The following is a 16,125-nucleotide window of genomic DNA, read 5'->3' on the forward strand; positions in this document are numbered from 1 at the left end:
AGCCATGCTACTCCGAAATCCTTCAAAACGCCGCTAAATCAAGCTCTCACGCAACAACCGCTTCCACCCCGGCACATCCAGCTCCCACACCACTTTCACCGGTCTCGCCAACTCCCGCGCCTCGCCCCACACCTTCGCGTTGCGCGCGTCACCGCTTACGCCCAGCACATCCACCACGCTCATGCCACGCGTGAGTTCGCTCGACGCTTCGATCTGCACATAGTGCTCGCTCGCCCGCAACGCCAACTCAGGCTCGAGCAACAACGCCATCGCCGTCGGGTCCGGCAGCGAGATCCCATGCTCGCCCGTCTGCGTAAAGTACGCCGCCTTGCCCGTGCTGTTGCACTCAATCGCAAACCGCGCGAGCGGCGTATCCAGCGCCTCCACCTCAGCGATATCCGCCTCGTTCAGCACCGCCTCATGCCGCGAAAGCTGCCAACCCACCAGCTCCAACTTCAGCTTCGAAAGAAACACACGCCGCGCGGCTTCCGGGTCCACCCACAGGTTGAACTCCGCCGCCGGAGTCACGTTGCCCTCGCACGCCGGCGCGCCGCCCATCACCAGGCAGCGGCTCACCCACGCCGGCAAACGCGGCTCGCGCTCCAACGCCATCGCCAAGTTCGTCAGCGGCCCCAGCGTGATGATCTCCAACCCAGGATGTTCGCGTGCTGCCGCGATGATGGCGTCCACAGCAGGCATCGCCTCCGGCTTCTTCGCCACCGGAGCCATGCCGTGATCGCCCAGCCCATCCATGCCGTGAAACCACGTCGCCGGCTCCAGCGGCCGCTGCAGCGGAGCCTCCGCGCCCACGTACACCGGCACGTCCTTGCCGCAGCTCCACGGTGTAGCACGCGTTGCTCGCGCCCTGCGTCACCGGCACATTGCCCGCGACCACGGTGATCGCCACCACCTCCACCAGCGGCGACTGCAACGCCATCATCAACGCCACCGCGTCGTCCGAGGCCGTGTCGGTGTCGATCAAAACTTTGCGAGGATCAGTCTTCATCAACCTTCTCACCCCTCAAAGATCGGCACGATGCGATCAATCACTTCCTGCAGAATCGCCTCCGGCAATGACTCGACTCGTTTGCCAGCACGCGCCTTCATGTCGAGCACGCGAAGCTGGTGACACAGCACGACACCCTGCGTCTTCAAACCAAGCCCACTCAGCGAAACCGTAAACCCAGCCTCACGCGCGAAGCTTCCGCCTTGCGTGATCGGCGCTACCACAGGATGCCCCGTCAGATCATTGAACGGCTTCTGCGATACCACCAGCACATGTCGCTTGCCTGCCTGCTCGCGTCCCTTCGTCGGGTCCAGGTCCACGACGTAGATATCGCCCTGTTTCACAGCAGCTCCTTGCCAACGGCCGGCGCATCCACCCATTCGCGGCTGCCGCGCTTCGCTTTGCGATCGCCCTGCTTCACCAACTCCGCCAACGAGTACCGGCGAGGCGTCTTGCGAATCACAATCGCGTCGCCCTTCACCGTGAGCGTCACGTCCATGTTGGCCTTCAATTCGGCCAATTCCATCAGCGCAGGCGGAATTGCCACCATCACCGATCCACCCACTTTTCTCAGGTTCGCCGTCAGCATCGCAAACTCCTCCATGCAGATTATACAAACGTATAACTACGGCATCCCACGAAACATCGCCGCCTCGGCCTTGCGCCGCGCCACCAGCCCTGGCAACACCTTGCCACCCGCACGCACCCACGCTCCGAACCCCAGCGCCGCGCTGCGTACATCGCCTCGGTTCAACGCCAGCAGCAGCGACGACCGCTCGAAGCTCCCACGCCCTACGTTGTAGCAAAAACTCACCAGCGCATCGAACTGACACTGCACGATTGCCACCGTCACCACCTTGTTCACGAAGCGCACCGTCGCGGCGACATCCGCCCGCAGCAGCGCCTCGGCCTCGAACTCGCTTACGTGCCGCCCGGCCCTCACGTCCGCGCCCGTATGCCCGTACCCAATCGTCCAAACGCCCGCGGCATCCTGATACGCGACCTCGCGTAACCCCTCGCAACTGCGAATGAGCTCCAGACCCGCGGCGCTCAACCCAAACTCTTGCAACATCTTTCCCTCCCACGCAAAAAAGCCCGGGAGCAGCACATGGCTGCCCCCGGGCGAATGAATCGAAAACCGTATCCGGACATCGAATACCGTTCAGAAGTGTTGTGCGAAAGGCGTAAACTTACGGCGTCCCTTCGCTGGCGACTCTTACTTTTTACGGAGCGAACTCCCTTGGCTGAAACCACGACTTACGACATCACTGTCATCGGCGGCGGACCCGCCGGATACACCTGCGCCATCCGCGCCGCGCAACTCGGCCTCAAGGTCGCCCTCGTTGAAAAGACGCCCATGCTCGGCGGCACCTGCCTCCACGTCGGCTGCATCCCTACCAAGGCCATGCTCTTCTCGGCCGAGGTCTGGGACCACCTGAAGCACGCCGAGAGCTACGGCATCGACAACGTCACCGCCCCCAAGCTCAACTGGCAGAACGTGCTCACCCGTAAGAACGGCGTCATCAGCACCCACACCAAGGGCCTCGACTACCTGATGAAGAAGAACAAGATCACCGTCGTCCGCGGACACGGTCGTCTTGCTGGCCCGGCCAAGGCTGGCATCCTCACCGTCGACGTGACCGCAGCGGACAACAAGGTCTCGCAGGTGCTCTCGAAGAAGGTCGTCATCGCCACCGGTTCGGACGCGCGCATGCTCCCCGGCTACCAGGCCGACGACACCATCCTCACCAACATCGAGATCCTCTCGCTCGCCAGCTTCCCGAAGTCGCTCGTCGTCATCGGTTCCGGCGCGGTCGGCGTCGAGTTCGCTTCCATCTTCAACAGCTTCGGCGCGGAGGTCTCCATCATCGAAGCCCTGCCGCGCATCGTACCCGTCGAAGATGAAGACGTCTCCAAGGAACTCACCCGCCAGTTCAAGAAGCGCAAGATCGAAGTGAACACCGGCTGCAAGGTCGAAAAGATCGAAAAGGTGAAGGGCGGCGCCAAGGTCACCTTCACTGACGCTTCCGGCAAGTCCGTCGTCAAGGAAGCCGAGAAGGTCCTCGTCGCCGTCGGCCGCGCACCGCGCACCGCCGATGTCGGCCTCGACAAGACCAACATCCAGCTCGACCGCGGCTTCATCCCCACCAACGAGTGGATGGAGACCTCTGAGCCGGGCGTCTTTGCCGTCGGCGACATCGTCGCTGGCCTGCCGCAGCTCGCCCACGTCGGCGCCATGGAAGGCATCGTCGTCGCCTCCAAGGCTGCCGGCAAGTACGCTCGTGCCGTCCGCAAGGACCGCGTCCCGGGCTGCACCTACTGCGACCCGCAGATCGGCTCCGTCGGCCTCACCGAAGCTCAGGCTAAGGAAAAGGGCTACCAGGTCAAGGTCGGCAAGTTCCCGTTCGTCGGCAACTCGAAGGCCACGATCCTCGACGCGCACGACGGTTTCGTCAAGGTAGTATCCGACGCGAAGTACGGCGAGATCCTCGGCGTCCACATCATCGGTCCGCAGGCCACCGAGCTCATCAGCGAGTGCGTCACCGCCATCGAGCTCGAAGCCACCGTCGAAGAGATGATGTTCACCATCCACGCCCACCCCACGCTCTACGAGGCGCTGCTCGACGGCTTCTCCGCAGTCGAAGGCATGGCGATCAACGTCTAAACCTAGTACTTAAGTCACAACAATCGGCATCTCCCGACCCTCCGGGAGCTGCCGATTTCCATTTGAGTTTCACCAGAGACGTGTCAAAACGGGAATTCTGTTACCACTGCTGCACATCTCGACATTTCTTTACATTCAACCGCTTGTGGCGCCAATTTCATCCCACTAAAGTAACTACAAACACCACAGCAGCGCCTGTTCCGACGACCATCCTGCGTTTTACGTCTTTTGCGGGCTGTGGTGTTTGCTCTTTCTTCTCCCCGCGCGCCTCAAGTACGCTTGAAGCCACATGAGAGTCTTCTTCACCCGCCACGCGCAGAGCGCGGCCAATGTCGGCCTCAGCTCCGACGACTTCGCGCTCATCCCCCTTACTGAGTACGGCCACGCCCAGGCCGCCGCGCTCGCAGCGCATTGGGACGTCGTCCCCGACCTCATCATCGTGTCGCCTTTCTTCCGCACACGCCAGACAGCGCAGCCCACACTCGACCGCTTCGCCCATGTCCCGGTTGAGTACTGGCCGGTACACGAGTTCACGAACCTTGAGCCGTCACGCTGGAACGGCAGCCAGCCGAGCGAGCGCCTACCCTTCGTGCAGCAATATTGGCAGCAATGCGACCCCGCCTACTGCGACGGTCCGGGCGCCGAAAGTTTTTCGCAGCTCCTCGGCCGCGCCCAGGCAGCTCTTGATCGCCTCAGTCAGCTTCCGCCGGACACCGAGGTCCTCCTCTTTACGCATGGCTTCTTCCTCAACGCGATCCGCTCGCTCCTGCGTGCTCCTGCGGCCTCACACGCCGAACACATGCTCGGCTTCGTCCCCGCCTTCCGCCAGCAGACCATCGCCAACGCCGACCGCCTCGAGATGACCTTCACCGCAAATGCAGGCTGGCGGATCGTCGAACACCACGCCGGCTTTATCCTGTAAAGAGCGATGGTGATTCAGCTTCTCCAACTTGGCCGCATCTCTTACACCGAGGGCCTCCGCATCATGCGCGAGGTCGTCGACGCCCGCAAGGCCGGACGCATCGCCGATACCCTACTACTACTGGAGCATCCGCCGGTCCTGACGCTCGGCCGCAACTCCTCGCGCGCCAACATCCTCGCCACCGACGCAGCTCTCGCACAGCGAGGCGTCGAAATCCACGAGATCAACCGCGGCGGGGACGTCACCTATCACGGCCCCGGCCAGCTCGTCGGCTACCCCATCTTCGACCTCCGCGGCGACCTGCCCGGCAAAAAAGGCCCGCACCTCGGCCCCGTTGACTTCGTCCGCCTCATGGAAGAGGCCCTCATCTTCACCTGCAAGGACTTCGGCATCCCCGCGCAGCGCGTGCCCAAGCGCACCGGCGTCTGGACCGTCCCCGGCGGGAGCATCCGCGAAAAGAAGCTCGCCGCCATCGGCGTGCACGTCTCGCAGGCGGTCACCTCGCACGGCTTCGCGCTGAACGTCACCACCGACCTCCGCGACTTCAACTGGATCGTCCCTTGCGGCATCGCGGACGCAGGCGTCACCTCCGTCGAGCTCGAAGCTCCCGAGGACACCCCGGTCTCGCTCGCGCTCGCGTCCAACAGCATCGCCCGCAACTTCGGCCGCGTCTTCGACCGCCAGATTCTGGCCTACGAAACGCTCGATGAACTGCTCAACGCCAACGCTACGCCTGCAGCCTCGTAAACCGCACACGCGTTCGCTAACCGCGCACCTGTCGCTGACGCACGCAACCTCATCGCCGTATAATCCACAGTTGCGCGGACACTACCGCACCTATTCGCAACACCCCACGGAGAAGCTAGATGCCGACCGACGTAGTCATGCCCCAGATGGGCGAATCCATCACCGAAGGAACCATCACCAAGTGGCTCAAGAAGCCGGGCGACACTGTCCAGCGCGACGAGCCGCTCTTCGAGATTTCGACCGACAAGGTTGACGCAGAGATCCCGTCGCCGATCGCCGGTACGCTCGGCGAGATCAAGGTCCAGGAAGGCACCACCGTCGGTATCAACACCGTCGTCTGCACCGTGGAAGAAGGCGGCTCGGCCGCTGCTGCCGCCGCTCCCAAGGAAGACACCGTCACCCCCGCCGCTGACGCCACTGCCGCGCGCGATGAAGCCGTGAACGCTCCCGCAGGCGCAGGCACTGACGTGCTCATGCCGCAGATGGGCGAGTCGATCACCGAAGGCACCATCACCAAGTGGCTCAAGAAGGTCGGCGACACCGTCCAGCGCGACGAGCCCATCTTCGAAATCTCCACCGACAAGGTCGACGCAGAAATCCCGTCGCCCGTCGCCGGTACCCTCACCGAGATCAAGGTGCAGGAAGGCGCGACCGTCACCGTGAACAGCATCGTGGCCGTCATCGGCGGCGCTGCTGGTGCCGCTGCTCCCAAGGCCGCCACGCCGCAGGGCGCGCAGTCGGCCTCGCCGCACACCAAGGAAACCGCTGCACCGGCCGCTGCCGCACCGGCCGCTTCGGCTTCCGCTGGCGAAACCCCGCGCTCCTCGCCGCTCGTCCGCAAGATCGCCTCGGACAACAACGTGGACCTCACACAGGTTCCGGGCACCGGCGCTTCCGGCCGCATCACCAAGAACGACATCACCTCGCACCTCGAAGGCGGCGCCAAGCCCGCAGCAGCTCCGGCTGCAGCAGCCGCACCGGCTGCTCCCAAGCCTGCCGCACCGGCAGCGACGCCGCTCTCGGCCCCCACGCCGGGCGAGCTCGTGCCCATGACGAAGATGCGCAGCATCATCGCCAAGCGCATGGTCGAGTCCAAGCAGACCAACGCTCACGTCCACACCGTCTTCAAGGTCGACATGACGCGCATCGTAAAGCTCCGCGAGAAGGAGAAGAACAAGTACGAGCAGCGCAACGGCGCCAAGCTCACGTACATGCCCTTCATCACCCGCGCAGCCATCCAGGCGCTCAAGAAGCATCCGATCGTCAACGCCAGCACCCAGGGCGACGCGATCCTCTACAACAAGAACATCAACATCGGCATCGCCGTCGCGCTCGAGTGGGGCCTCATCGTTCCGGTCATCAAGCAGACCGAAGAGCGTAACTTCCTCGGCATCACGCGCGCCATCGTCGACCTCGCCGACCGCGCTCGCAACAAGAAGCTCGCTCCGGACGAAGTCGCTGGCGGCACCTTCACACTGACCAACGCCGGCATCTTCGGCGAGCAGTTCGGCACGCCGATCATTCCGATGCCTCAGTCCGCCATCCTCGGCATCGGCGGCCTCTTCAAGGAGCCCGCCGTTATCACCGACAAGGAAGGCAACGAGTCCATCGCGATCCGCTCCATCCAGCGCTTCACGCTCGGCTTCGATCACCGCATCATCGACGGCTCCGACGCAGGCAAGTTCATGGGCGACTTCAAGGCCTACCTCGAGAACTGGTCCGAAGACATCGGCTAATCGGCCTCAACACAAAAACGGCGGAGCCCACAAGGCTCCGCCGTTCTGCTTTTCCTCACTGACAAACTGCAAGAACCATCTACAGCGAAATCCCCAGCGCCTTCAAATCAGCAACCAGCACCGCATCACCCGCCTTCGCATCCGCGATCAGCTTCTGAATATCCGCGAGCACCGCTTCATCCAGCGTCAGCGAAATCCCCTTCGCCTCAAACGCCGCGCCCGCATCCTTCACCAGCTTGATCGCATCCGCGCCAATCGTCAGCAACACATTGCGCGTCTCCGCACTCGTCACCAGCAGCCACGCCTGCTTGGCCCAGCGTAGGTCCGCCGCCAGCTTCGCATAGAAGCTCTTCACATCATTCCCAATCGTCTGCAACACCGTCTCCACGGCTTGTTTCGTTACGTTCACGCTCATTCTTCTTTATCTCCTCTCCACAAACCACGCCACAGCCAAATGCGCGAGCGTCAACACGCCGCCCCACGCACTCACAACACCCTTCCATCGCTGCACATCGCGCTCATGCTCCTCCACGCGACCTTCCAGCGCCTGCAGCCTTCCCGGCTGCCCTATGCCCAGCAACTGCTGCATCTGCGCCTTCAGCACACTCAACTCACTCAACACCTGCTGCTCAAACTCACCCATCCCACAACCCCACTCACAACCCGCAACCCACAACTCAAAACTCGAATCAAACCCAGCCACGACTCCTCGTGAAAGCTGCCACTGAAAGCTGATCCCTAATTCACCGGCGCATCCACCGCCACCACCGCACTCCATCGCGAATACTTCACCGGCACACTCGCGTCATACATCCGCACAAAGAAACGCTCCCTCTGCGCCACGCGAGGAATCGCAAACCCGCGCACCGGACTTTGCAATACCAGGTCAGTGCCGCCGCTTCCAAACGCACCATCATGCCGACGCACTTCAAACCCGCCACCACTCGGCGCCACCACACCCGCATCAATCTGTATCGCCGTCTCCGACAAGCTCGTCACCGCAAGCTGCTGCAGATTCGCAAGCACCTGCGGCAACGCACTCCTGTCTTCGGCGATCAGCGGCAGCGCAGCATCGCTCGCGAGGTTTGTTTCCACCCGCATCCCCATGCCACCCTCCACCGCCGCGGCCAGCGTATTCGCAAACGCCACCGCATACCGCATCGTCTCCGGCACACTCGCACCATCGACCACATCCACACTGCGCACCAGAGCCTGCACCGCATCGCCGGCACTCACCAGCGAAACGAAATCCCCCGGCATCACATCACTCGCCGGATTCACACACGCCAACTCACCCACCACACCCGCACTGCGACTCGCCGCACTCGCCAACCAGGCCTTCGCCGCTGTCTCGCAATCTTCGCTCGTACGCGCCGCAGGCTCCGTCACACGCCCCTGCCACATACCAAAGCCATCCGCGCCGCTTGCGACCTCCGCAGCCACGCGCGCCTCATCCGCCACACGAGCCACCGCACGCTGCACGCGACGATAGCTCACCATCACGCGCTCACCCGCCTCCGGCACACGCCCCGCAAAGAACGTCACCGACGCATTCGTACTCGACGACCCATAGCTCGCCTCGCAATCCACGCCATCGTTCGCCGAGCCAATCATCCGCGTCGCGCTCACACCCGCAGGCGTCACACTCGCCACCAGCATCGGTCCGCTCTGCGTCACACTCACACCGCGCACCGCATCAAACATCGAAGTCGCATTCACTGCAGCGAACGTCGCCATCGCAGGCGTATCCACCACCGGAACACCTGCTGCCACCGAGTCATACAACACCGTCACCGGCATCGATGAAGACACACCTTCATCGCGCATCTCAAACACCACCTGCATCGCCGCATCCATCGCACTCGCATCGCCAAACGTCTCCACAGCACCATCGACCACCATCGAGTACCGCTGCTTCACGCGCAACATCTCGTTGCACGCTAGCCGCACGCGCAGCGTATACAGATGCCCCGCCACCGGCGTGAACACCGTACCTACCTCCGCTCCATTCAACAGCGGCACCACCACCGTCTGCGCCGCCTGCGGCCTCACACGCCAACCCGCAAAGCAGTTCGCCAACACCGCCGTCCCCGCATAAAACCCCGCCAACATTCCATCCGAGCCCGCACCAAACGACACGCCACTCAGCTCCGCGACAATGCTCCCACCAAGCTCCATCGCACTCTTCGCCGCCAGCGTCGTAACACCATCCACCCCCGTGCCACCCTTCAGCGTCAGCCCATCGCCGCTCAAGCTCAAGTGCGCGCCAGGATCACTCACCACCCAACGCGTCGCATCCAGCACCGCGCCTTCAAACGCATCGCTTAGCCACGCACACTTCGTCGCCTGAAACGCCTGTCCGGTCAACGCAAACGCCGTCGTTGTGCCATCGCCCACAAAGCACTCCGTCACATACGCCGCAGGCTCATGCTGGCCGCTCAACGCCACATCACTCGCCAACTCACGCAACCCATCCGCGCTCACTTCTTTCAGCGACACCACTGCATCGCCATCACCAAACGCATGCGTCACGCCACGCGAAGCCTGCACCTCACCCATCGCCGTGAGACGCACCCGATACACCGGCCCTTCGCTCGCCGCCCCCGCATACACTTTCACCGGCTCCGCAACAAGCAACCCCGAGAACAACTCCACACCCGCATCCGTCGTCGCGACCACACGCGCCGCTCGTGCAGGCATCGCCCCCAGCAGCAACTCTGCAGTCATCCGTGCCCGTTCGCCCAACACACGCTGCACTGTAATCACGCCCGTCACCGACTCCGTGCGATCCACTCCACCCACCATCAAACGCATCTTCACTCCCTGACACACTGAACCCTGACTCGCTGACATACTGGATGGACCATCCGCACTCACGCTAACGGCTCACCACACTCCGCCAACAAACAGCCGTCTCACCATCCAACGGATCCACCACCGGCAACGCACGAAACGCCCCACGCAAACGCATCGCCTCATAGCCACCCGCATCATCAGCAACGCTCTCCGCAATACCACTCGTCGCCTGCAGCCGCGGATAGTACCAACTCACACGCTCACCCTGCGGCCCATCGGCAACAAACAACGCCGACCACTCCTGGAGGAACGTCGATCCCTCTCGATCGCAGAACCCCACCACCGCACTCGCCTTCATCGCATCGGTTGGCGCACCCGCAATCAGCGGCGTCTCCAACGTCACCGCTCCATCTTTCACCGCAGCAACCCGCGCGACATTCAGCGACACACGCCGCACATACTCCGCATCGGTCAACGCCGTCTTCACATACGCCGCATCCACACCCGCACCCACATAGCCGGTGGCATCCGCATAGTCCACATCCACGACAATAAGATCACCCACCGCAAACGTCGCCGCATCCACCGCGCTCATCTGCAACACCGTCGCCGTGGATCCACTCAACAACGCCACCGCTTCGCCACGCAGCAAGTTCAACTGCTGCGTCCCCGCGCTCAACGCAAGCTGCAACTTGCCCCAGCTCTCAAACGCCATCGACACACCTGCATCCACCTCACTGCGCACTTGTATCGCGGTCGTCAACGGCGCACCACTCTTCACCGCAACCACCCTCGTCTCACAGCTGCGAGCAAACCCACGCACCCAACCCAGATCAACCCACGGTGCCGCCGGCGCATCCACATCGAAGCCCACCATCTGCGCCGCATCCCACAACGCCGTCGCACCCCCACTCCGATTCCTCGGCGCGAAGAACGCACGCACCCGCTGATAGCGAGGAGCCATCACATCCACCACACTCATCGCTCACCCGCTTCCTCAAACGCCATCACATCTACCGTGGCCACACGCGACACAACATCATCAGCAACCTTCACTTCACCGAACGTCACCGCACTCCACCAGATCTTCGTGCCCAACGTCGTCGCACCTGCAGCCGCATAGCTCTGCTTCACCGCATCGCGCGGCTCCGCATTCACCATCTGCAGCAACTCCGCATCCATCGCGGCCAACACACGCCCACGATCCATCCCCTGCCGCTCGCTCGTGCCCGCCGTCGCATACGCAATCTCACAACGCATCGCCACACGCGGCAACGCACCTCGCGCATCGACGCTCACACCCACCCAACGCAAGCGAAAGCAATCCAGCGGCAACGCCACTTCGCTCAACTCGTTTTCCTCCACCACAACCGCAGGCCTCACCGACCCACGCACCACCGCAGTGCGCAACGGATTCACACTCGCCAGCCGCGCCCGCAGCACCTCATAGAACGTGTCCTTCGCGTTCTGCATATCGCTCCTTCAACCGTTCGTCTTCGTTGTCATCGCAAGGAGAATCGGCGCACACCAGCATCGTTGGGTGCCCCATCCGTACGCGGCTTCACGCGGACGGGTGGGCGGCCACGAATCTCCGCAAGCTCTTCTCGCGCTACGATCTCGTCTCGCGCAAACCCAGCACATAGCAGTACGCCGAGCCCATCGCTTGCCCCGCCTTACAGCTCGTCACCGCATACAGCACATCGCCAACAACCACACCCAACGCTGTCGCAAACATCGCCGTCGCAGACTCCGCACCAGCCTCACCCGCGGCCCGCGCCACCGCATTCGCCGACACCATCAACGCAGTGGTCTCCGCGCTTTTTCGAAACACCGCAGGCTCCAACGCCACATCCTGAAACGCCGGCGTCGCGTAACCGAGCTCCTCGTCTGCATCACCCGCCACCGCCGTCATCGGCACACGCAACGACACTCGCTGCCCACCATTCACACGCAGCAACGCATCCGCCGCTCGCGCATTTGCCTCAGCATTCATCCGCCCAGCCTCTCCGCCACATACGGCCGCAGCAACGCCTGCACCTGGCTGTCGATCAACGAGTCGCTAAAGTACTCCGTCTGCAGCGTGTCCATCTTCGTCGACTTCACATTCAGCCCCGGCGTCGCCTGCGCATTCTTCACCACCTGCGCACAAGCCACCTTCACCGCATCCGGCACCACCGCAAGCCCCGCCGTATACGTGATCTCCACATCGCTATACCGCAGCCCCAACGCATGACCAAACGCAACCTCACCTGTCGCCGCATCGACATCGAGCGTCGTCACATCCACATCGATCCACTGACCCGTCAATCCGAACGCACCTGCGACGAACTCCTGAAACGGCACAAAGCCCTCAAGCCTTTCCGTCAACGTCGCATACTTCGCACGCGCCGCCGTCACTGCACTCACCGGCCCATAGCTCAGCACCACACGCTGCCGCTCGCCCACACGCATGCGCTCCGTGTAGTTCGTCACCAGCAACGACGCCCGCTTGCAATGCGCATCGATCATCGCGCTCGCCGCGACCACCCACGCATCCGCCGTCTCTTCACTCAACCCAAACTCCGCATACTCCGCGGGTAACAAATACGCCATCCAAGCCTCCCCTCAAAGCAAAGCGCCGCAGCAATCGCTGCGGCGCTTCACTCATGACTTCACACTTACGACTCGCCCTTAGCGCGTCACCAGCACCTGATAATGCGCATAGCTCGCACCCTTCACCACCGGCGCACCAAACTTCACGACCACATGCTGCGAAGCCAGCGAGCCAGGCGTGCCCAGCTGGAACACACGCGGATTCGCATCACCCAACCAGTGATACTCAATCAGGTCTTCGGTCACGATGTACGCAGGAAGCACCGCCGATCCCGAACCCGGTGTACCCGTGTACGGCAGCGTCCACTCCGGAATCAGCGGCAGATCGCCCGCCTGTGTCGAAAGCGTCTTCACCGTCATGCCGCCTTCCACTTCCTTCGTGTTCATCACCACGTTGAACTCCGACTTCATCTCGCGATCCAGCAGATCCAGCAGCACCGGATTCGCATAGATCGCCGTCGGTCGAACACCATAGCTCGTGTTCGAAAGCATCTGCGCCACCGTCGACTTCAGTCCGTCGACAATCGACTCGCCCGCGCCGATCGCAAGGCTGTTGCCACCCGCCGCAATCTGCGACGCCACGCCATAGTACTGCGCCGTCGTCGGCGAGCTCAGACTCGTGTCTGTGCCATTCCACAGCGCAATGTCATGTGTGCGCAGAACACCATCGACAGTGTCGGCAAGGTCCTTCGCCTGCAGATACGCAAACTGCGACTGCTGCTTGCCCAGCTCCAGATCAAACAGGTTGTAGTTGATCTGCGAGACCAGCGCCTTCAGCGGCACACTGCGCTCCACACGCGTCGGTTGAACCACCGGCGCAACGATGTTGCGCGGGTCCACAAAGCCCGCCGAAGCTGCAGGCGAGGGAATCGCCGTCTCTTCAAAGTAGCGCGACGGATGGCCTGTCGCCGGCACCTGCTTGATGCGCTGACCAAACACACCACGACGGCGCACCAGGTCCGTGATCTCCGTCTGATACAGCGGAACCTCCACCGCACCCGGTCCAATGTAATCCGCTGCTGCGCTGATCTCCGTAAACTTCGCGTTCATTCTTTCTCCTCTTCTCTCTGCAAAAACAAAAGGCGCAGCCTCAGCCGCACCCACTCAAAACCCATCACTCGTAACTCAAGACTCGAACCAAACTTCAGCCACAACATCCACTGAAAGCTGTCGAACTGAGAGCTGGCAGCTGACTCATCAACCGCTAGCCAACAATCCCCGCACGAAGCAACTCCGCCTTCACCGCGAACCTCTGCTCCACGCTCAGGTTCGCCAGCGCGGCATCGAGCGATGCACCCGCCTCAACACCCTTCGCGACCATCGCACCCACGGTCTTACGACCAGCAGGCTCGGCAACCGCAGCCGCAGACAGCTCCGCAATCTTCGCCTCCGCCTCTTCCAGGCGACGCGGCAACTCCGCCTCACGCTCATTCGGCTCCACCGTCGCGGTGATCTTCTCCACACGCTCCGTCATCGAGCCCTCAAGTCGCTCAACCGAATCAATCAGTCGCTCCATCGCATCCACCAACTCCACCGTCATCTCGTCCTTCATCTCCACACCTCTCTCCGCGCACTCCGCGTTCTGCTTCCTCTATCCGCGACACTGACGCCGCAACCGAAACGAAGTCTTCCGATACGCCGCCTTGTCCTTCAACAAAATCGCCGCACCCGTAAATGTCGCTCGTGTCAGCGTCCACACGCTCGCCTTCATATCGGCCACATGCGCATCGGCCAGCTCAAAGCTCATGCCCATCTCGCTCTGCGTCGCACGAGCCCCGCCCATGCGCTCTTCCATCTCCGGAAAATCCCGCGCAAACAAGAAGCCACTCACCATCAGCCTTCGCCCATGCATCCGCGCGCTCGTGATGATGCCGCACTTCTGCCGCGCATCATGCCCATCCCAACCGGCTTTGTAGTCCACCGCCATTCCCAGCAGACTCGGCATGGCCGCCTCCGCAGCCTCACGCGTCAACACCACACGATGCCCACGCGCTCCACTCGGGGCCTTATCGCTCGGCTCATCCACCAGCGTCAAACACCCCTCAAACGGCAGCCGGTTCGGATGCTTCTCCACCTCAGGAAACGCCACCTGCATCGCCACCTCACGATGCGTCTTCTCCACATCCACCTCCTCAGCAATCCAAAACTCATACCTCACGACTCGTAGCTCGCAACTCGTATCAAAACTGGCTGCTGGTAGCTGCAAAACGGAAAGCTGGACCAAACCCTACGCCGCGTCTGCCGTGACTAACTTCGGCAACCCAAGCCGCTCACGCACTTCATCACGCGTCAGCACCCCGCTTTTGAACAGCGACAAATGCTCCGCGCGTTCGGCCTGCTGCTTCTGCGCCGCAATCTCCTCAGGCGTAGGCGGATGAGGTTCAGGAAGAGCAGGCAGTCCACGCATCGCGCGTACATCCGCAACCGTGAGTACCTTCGCAGCCAGCATCTTCAACTGCGCATCGATCTCCTGCATCTCATCGCGACTCTCCAGCTCGCTCCATACAAACCGCAGATCATCCCAGCCCAACCGCTTGCCGATCACATCGCGCGTCACATGCTCCGCGATCAACCGCGCCAGCGGCACCACCGCATTCTGAAACGCCTCATCCGCCATCTCCGCAGCCGTCGAGCGATTCACATCGTTCAACACCCCCAGCATCATCGGCGGCAGATCGAACGCATTCGCAATCATCGCCAGCAAAAACTGCTGCCATTGCAAATGCAGGTCCGCATCCGTGCCACCCGCAAAGCGAAGCACCTCCGGCTTCTCGTCGCAGCTCAGCACCGGCACGCGCCCCGTGCCCTCCACCTCGTCCTGCCACCAGCGAATCAACCGCTCCTGCTGCTCCGGCGTGCGGTCCTTCATCCACAACGCATACTGCGCCACGCCATTCGCCGCCAGCTTGCCCGCATACCGATGCGCCTGAAAGAACTGCGTGATCGCCTCAAACGCCACCTCCAGCTTGCCCAGTCCCAGCACCGTATGCGTTCGCGGATTCAGCCGCACATACATCAGCTCGTCATCGAGCAATGGCACCGCCGCACTCGCCACCCCATGGCGCATCTGCGCATAATGCGGCGTCGTCGCATCGCCATTCCACTCCGCATTCACCTGTACCGTCGCCCCATCCACCGGATACAGATTCACCGGCCTGCGCGCATCGCCGCTCAACTCCATCTCCACCGAGCCAAAGCCACCGACAAGAATGTCTTCGATCACCTGCTCCAGCAGCGTCTGAAAACTATCGCTCGCATTCGGCGCCTGCAGCGATCGCACCACCGCCGCCACGCGCTGGCGCTGCTCCACACCTTCATCGCCGACTGCGATCACACGCGGCTCCACGCGCCACTCCATCGAAGCGATGCGGTTCTTGATGTAGTTCAACGCCCTCCGCGCCACCGGCGTCTCCGCAAATCGCCGCAGGTTCTCCACCGTCGGTTTCGGCGCCGCATACGCTACACGCGTCGGCGAAAGCGCCAACCCTCGCGGCACACTCACCGTCTTGCGCTCGCCCTCGGCCTCCATCTTCGCCACCCTCGACCACACATCTTTCCAACCCATCACCCCTCCGCAAAAAGCAAAAGGCGCAATCCCGAAGGATCACGCCTGACATCTGTCTCTCAACTCACAACTCAAAACCCACGACTCAAAACTCGA

At 62.5% G+C, this 16,125-nt stretch carries 18 protein-coding genes and 1 pseudogene; 4 read left to right on the forward strand and 15 right to left on the reverse strand.

Features of this window, described 5'->3' with window-relative positions; translation table 11 throughout:
* Window positions 1-33: 33 nt before the first annotated feature.
* The 4 genes and pseudogenes from OHL11_RS02295 to OHL11_RS02310 all read right to left on the reverse strand — a co-directional run bounded on the left by OHL11_RS02295 (window position 34) and on the right by OHL11_RS02310 (window position 2,078).
* Window positions 34-1,006 (reverse strand): annotated as a pseudogene (locus tag OHL11_RS02295) (nucleoside hydrolase).
* An 8-nt stretch (window positions 1,007-1,014) separates the two neighbouring features.
* Window positions 1,015-1,350, reverse strand: a complete 336-nt coding sequence (locus OHL11_RS02300) for a type II toxin-antitoxin system PemK/MazF family toxin (protein WP_263369859.1) — start codon at window positions 1,348-1,350, stop codon at window positions 1,015-1,017.
* On the reverse strand, window positions 1,347-1,595 hold the full coding sequence (locus OHL11_RS02305; RefSeq protein ID WP_263369860.1) for an AbrB/MazE/SpoVT family DNA-binding domain-containing protein: 249 nt from the start codon (window positions 1,593-1,595) through the stop codon (window positions 1,347-1,349). The genes OHL11_RS02300 and OHL11_RS02305 overlap by 4 nt, the downstream gene beginning before the upstream one ends.
* 36 nt (window positions 1,596-1,631) lie before the next feature.
* The gene (locus OHL11_RS02310) at window positions 1,632-2,078 is read right to left on the reverse strand and encodes a lysozyme (protein ID WP_263369861.1); all 447 of its coding nucleotides are present in this window, start codon (window positions 2,076-2,078) and stop codon (window positions 1,632-1,634) included.
* Between the two features lie 168 nt (window positions 2,079-2,246).
* On the opposite strand from OHL11_RS02310, the gene lpdA reads away from it, so the two are divergent.
* The 4 genes from lpdA (at window position 2,247) to sucB (ending at window position 7,076) form a co-directional block, all read left to right on the forward strand.
* A complete protein-coding gene (gene lpdA / locus OHL11_RS02315; RefSeq protein ID WP_263369862.1) occupies window positions 2,247-3,671 on the forward strand; it encodes a dihydrolipoyl dehydrogenase in 1,425 nt (474 codons plus the stop codon).
* A gap of 289 nt (window positions 3,672-3,960) precedes the next feature.
* Window positions 3,961-4,593 carry a histidine phosphatase family protein gene (locus OHL11_RS02320; RefSeq protein ID WP_263369863.1) on the forward strand — a complete coding sequence of 211 codons (633 nt, stop codon included), beginning with the start codon at window positions 3,961-3,963 and terminating at the stop codon, window positions 4,591-4,593.
* 6 nt (window positions 4,594-4,599) lie between these two features.
* Entirely contained in the window at window positions 4,600-5,340 is a 741-nt protein-coding gene (lipB, locus tag OHL11_RS02325; RefSeq protein WP_263369864.1) for a lipoyl(octanoyl) transferase LipB, read from the forward strand.
* A 119-nt stretch (window positions 5,341-5,459) separates the two neighbouring features.
* Window positions 5,460-7,076 (forward strand): 2-oxoglutarate dehydrogenase, E2 component, dihydrolipoamide succinyltransferase, encoded by a 1,617-nt coding sequence (sucB, locus tag OHL11_RS02330; protein ID WP_263369865.1) that lies wholly within the window; start codon window positions 5,460-5,462, stop codon window positions 7,074-7,076.
* Between the two features lie 79 nt (window positions 7,077-7,155).
* Here the strand turns inward: sucB and OHL11_RS02335 are convergent, their stop codons facing one another.
* From OHL11_RS02335 to OHL11_RS02385, 11 genes are all read right to left on the reverse strand, one after another.
* A complete protein-coding gene (locus OHL11_RS02335; RefSeq protein WP_263369866.1) occupies window positions 7,156-7,491 on the reverse strand; it encodes a hypothetical protein in 336 nt (111 codons plus the stop codon).
* 6 nt (window positions 7,492-7,497) lie between these two features.
* Window positions 7,498-7,779, reverse strand: coding sequence for a hypothetical protein (locus tag OHL11_RS02340; RefSeq protein WP_263369867.1), 282 nt, complete (start codon window positions 7,777-7,779; stop codon window positions 7,498-7,500).
* 35 nt (window positions 7,780-7,814) lie between these two features.
* On the reverse strand, window positions 7,815-9,890 hold the full coding sequence (locus OHL11_RS02345; RefSeq protein WP_263369868.1) for a hypothetical protein: 2,076 nt from the start codon (window positions 9,888-9,890) through the stop codon (window positions 7,815-7,817).
* Between the two features lie 64 nt (window positions 9,891-9,954).
* Entirely contained in the window at window positions 9,955-10,854 is a 900-nt protein-coding gene (locus tag OHL11_RS02350; RefSeq protein WP_263369869.1) for a hypothetical protein, read from the reverse strand.
* Window positions 10,851-11,345, reverse strand: a complete 495-nt coding sequence (locus OHL11_RS02355; protein ID WP_263369870.1) for a hypothetical protein — start codon at window positions 11,343-11,345, stop codon at window positions 10,851-10,853. The genes OHL11_RS02350 and OHL11_RS02355 overlap by 4 nt, the downstream gene beginning before the upstream one ends.
* A gap of 136 nt (window positions 11,346-11,481) precedes the next feature.
* Window positions 11,482-11,865: a hypothetical protein gene (locus tag OHL11_RS02360; protein ID WP_263369871.1), complete on the reverse strand. Its 384-nt coding sequence runs from the start codon at window positions 11,863-11,865 to the stop codon at window positions 11,482-11,484.
* On the reverse strand, window positions 11,862-12,464 hold the full coding sequence (locus tag OHL11_RS02365) for a hypothetical protein (RefSeq protein WP_263369872.1): 603 nt from the start codon (window positions 12,462-12,464) through the stop codon (window positions 11,862-11,864). The genes OHL11_RS02360 and OHL11_RS02365 overlap by 4 nt, the downstream gene beginning before the upstream one ends.
* A 78-nt stretch (window positions 12,465-12,542) precedes the next feature.
* Window positions 12,543-13,514: a hypothetical protein gene (locus tag OHL11_RS02370; RefSeq protein WP_263369873.1), complete on the reverse strand. Its 972-nt coding sequence runs from the start codon at window positions 13,512-13,514 to the stop codon at window positions 12,543-12,545.
* Between the two features lie 154 nt (window positions 13,515-13,668).
* On the reverse strand, window positions 13,669-14,016 hold the full coding sequence (locus OHL11_RS02375) for a hypothetical protein (protein WP_263369874.1): 348 nt from the start codon (window positions 14,014-14,016) through the stop codon (window positions 13,669-13,671).
* Window positions 14,017-14,055: 39 nt separating this feature from the next.
* Entirely contained in the window at window positions 14,056-14,586 is a 531-nt protein-coding gene (locus tag OHL11_RS02380) for a hypothetical protein (RefSeq protein WP_263369875.1), read from the reverse strand.
* Window positions 14,587-14,691: 105 nt separating this feature from the next.
* Complete coding sequence (locus OHL11_RS02385) at window positions 14,692-16,029, reverse strand: phage portal protein (RefSeq protein ID WP_263369876.1); 1,338 nt, start codon at window positions 16,027-16,029, stop codon at window positions 14,692-14,694.
* Window positions 16,030-16,125 lie beyond the last annotated feature (96 nt).

The sequence above is a fragment of the Granulicella cerasi genome (genome assembly GCF_025685575.1).
GTDB lineage: Bacteria > Acidobacteriota > Terriglobia > Terriglobales > Acidobacteriaceae > Granulicella > Granulicella cerasi.

Coding starts and splice junctions, on each gene's coding strand:
- OHL11_RS02305 (WP_263369860.1), bottom strand. CDS start 1,595: ATGCTGACGGCGAACCTGAGAAAAGTGGGTGGATCGGTGATGGTGGCA.
- OHL11_RS02310 (WP_263369861.1), bottom strand. CDS start 2,078: ATGTTGCAAGAGTTTGGGTTGAGCGCCGCGGGTCTGGAGCTCATTCGC.
- OHL11_RS02320 (WP_263369863.1), top strand. CDS start 3,961: ATGAGAGTCTTCTTCACCCGCCACGCGCAGAGCGCGGCCAATGTCGGC.
- lipB (WP_263369864.1), top strand. CDS start 4,600: ATGGTGATTCAGCTTCTCCAACTTGGCCGCATCTCTTACACCGAGGGC.
- sucB (WP_263369865.1), top strand. CDS start 5,460: ATGCCGACCGACGTAGTCATGCCCCAGATGGGCGAATCCATCACCGAA.
- OHL11_RS02335 (WP_263369866.1), bottom strand. CDS start 7,491: ATGAGCGTGAACGTAACGAAACAAGCCGTGGAGACGGTGTTGCAGACG.
- OHL11_RS02345 (WP_263369868.1), bottom strand. CDS start 9,890: ATGCGTTTGATGGTGGGTGGAGTGGATCGCACGGAGTCGGTGACGGGC.
- OHL11_RS02350 (WP_263369869.1), bottom strand. CDS start 10,854: ATGAGTGTGGTGGATGTGATGGCTCCTCGCTATCAGCGGGTGCGTGCG.
- OHL11_RS02355 (WP_263369870.1), bottom strand. CDS start 11,345: ATGCAGAACGCGAAGGACACGTTCTATGAGGTGCTGCGGGCGCGGCTG.
- OHL11_RS02360 (WP_263369871.1), bottom strand. CDS start 11,865: ATGAATGCTGAGGCAAATGCGCGAGCGGCGGATGCGTTGCTGCGTGTG.
- OHL11_RS02365 (WP_263369872.1), bottom strand. CDS start 12,464: ATGGCGTATTTGTTACCCGCGGAGTATGCGGAGTTTGGGTTGAGTGAA.
- OHL11_RS02370 (WP_263369873.1), bottom strand. CDS start 13,514: ATGAACGCGAAGTTTACGGAGATCAGCGCAGCAGCGGATTACATTGGA.
- OHL11_RS02375 (WP_263369874.1), bottom strand. CDS start 14,016: ATGAAGGACGAGATGACGGTGGAGTTGGTGGATGCGATGGAGCGACTG.
- OHL11_RS02385 (WP_263369876.1), bottom strand. CDS start 16,029: ATGGGTTGGAAAGATGTGTGGTCGAGGGTGGCGAAGATGGAGGCCGAG.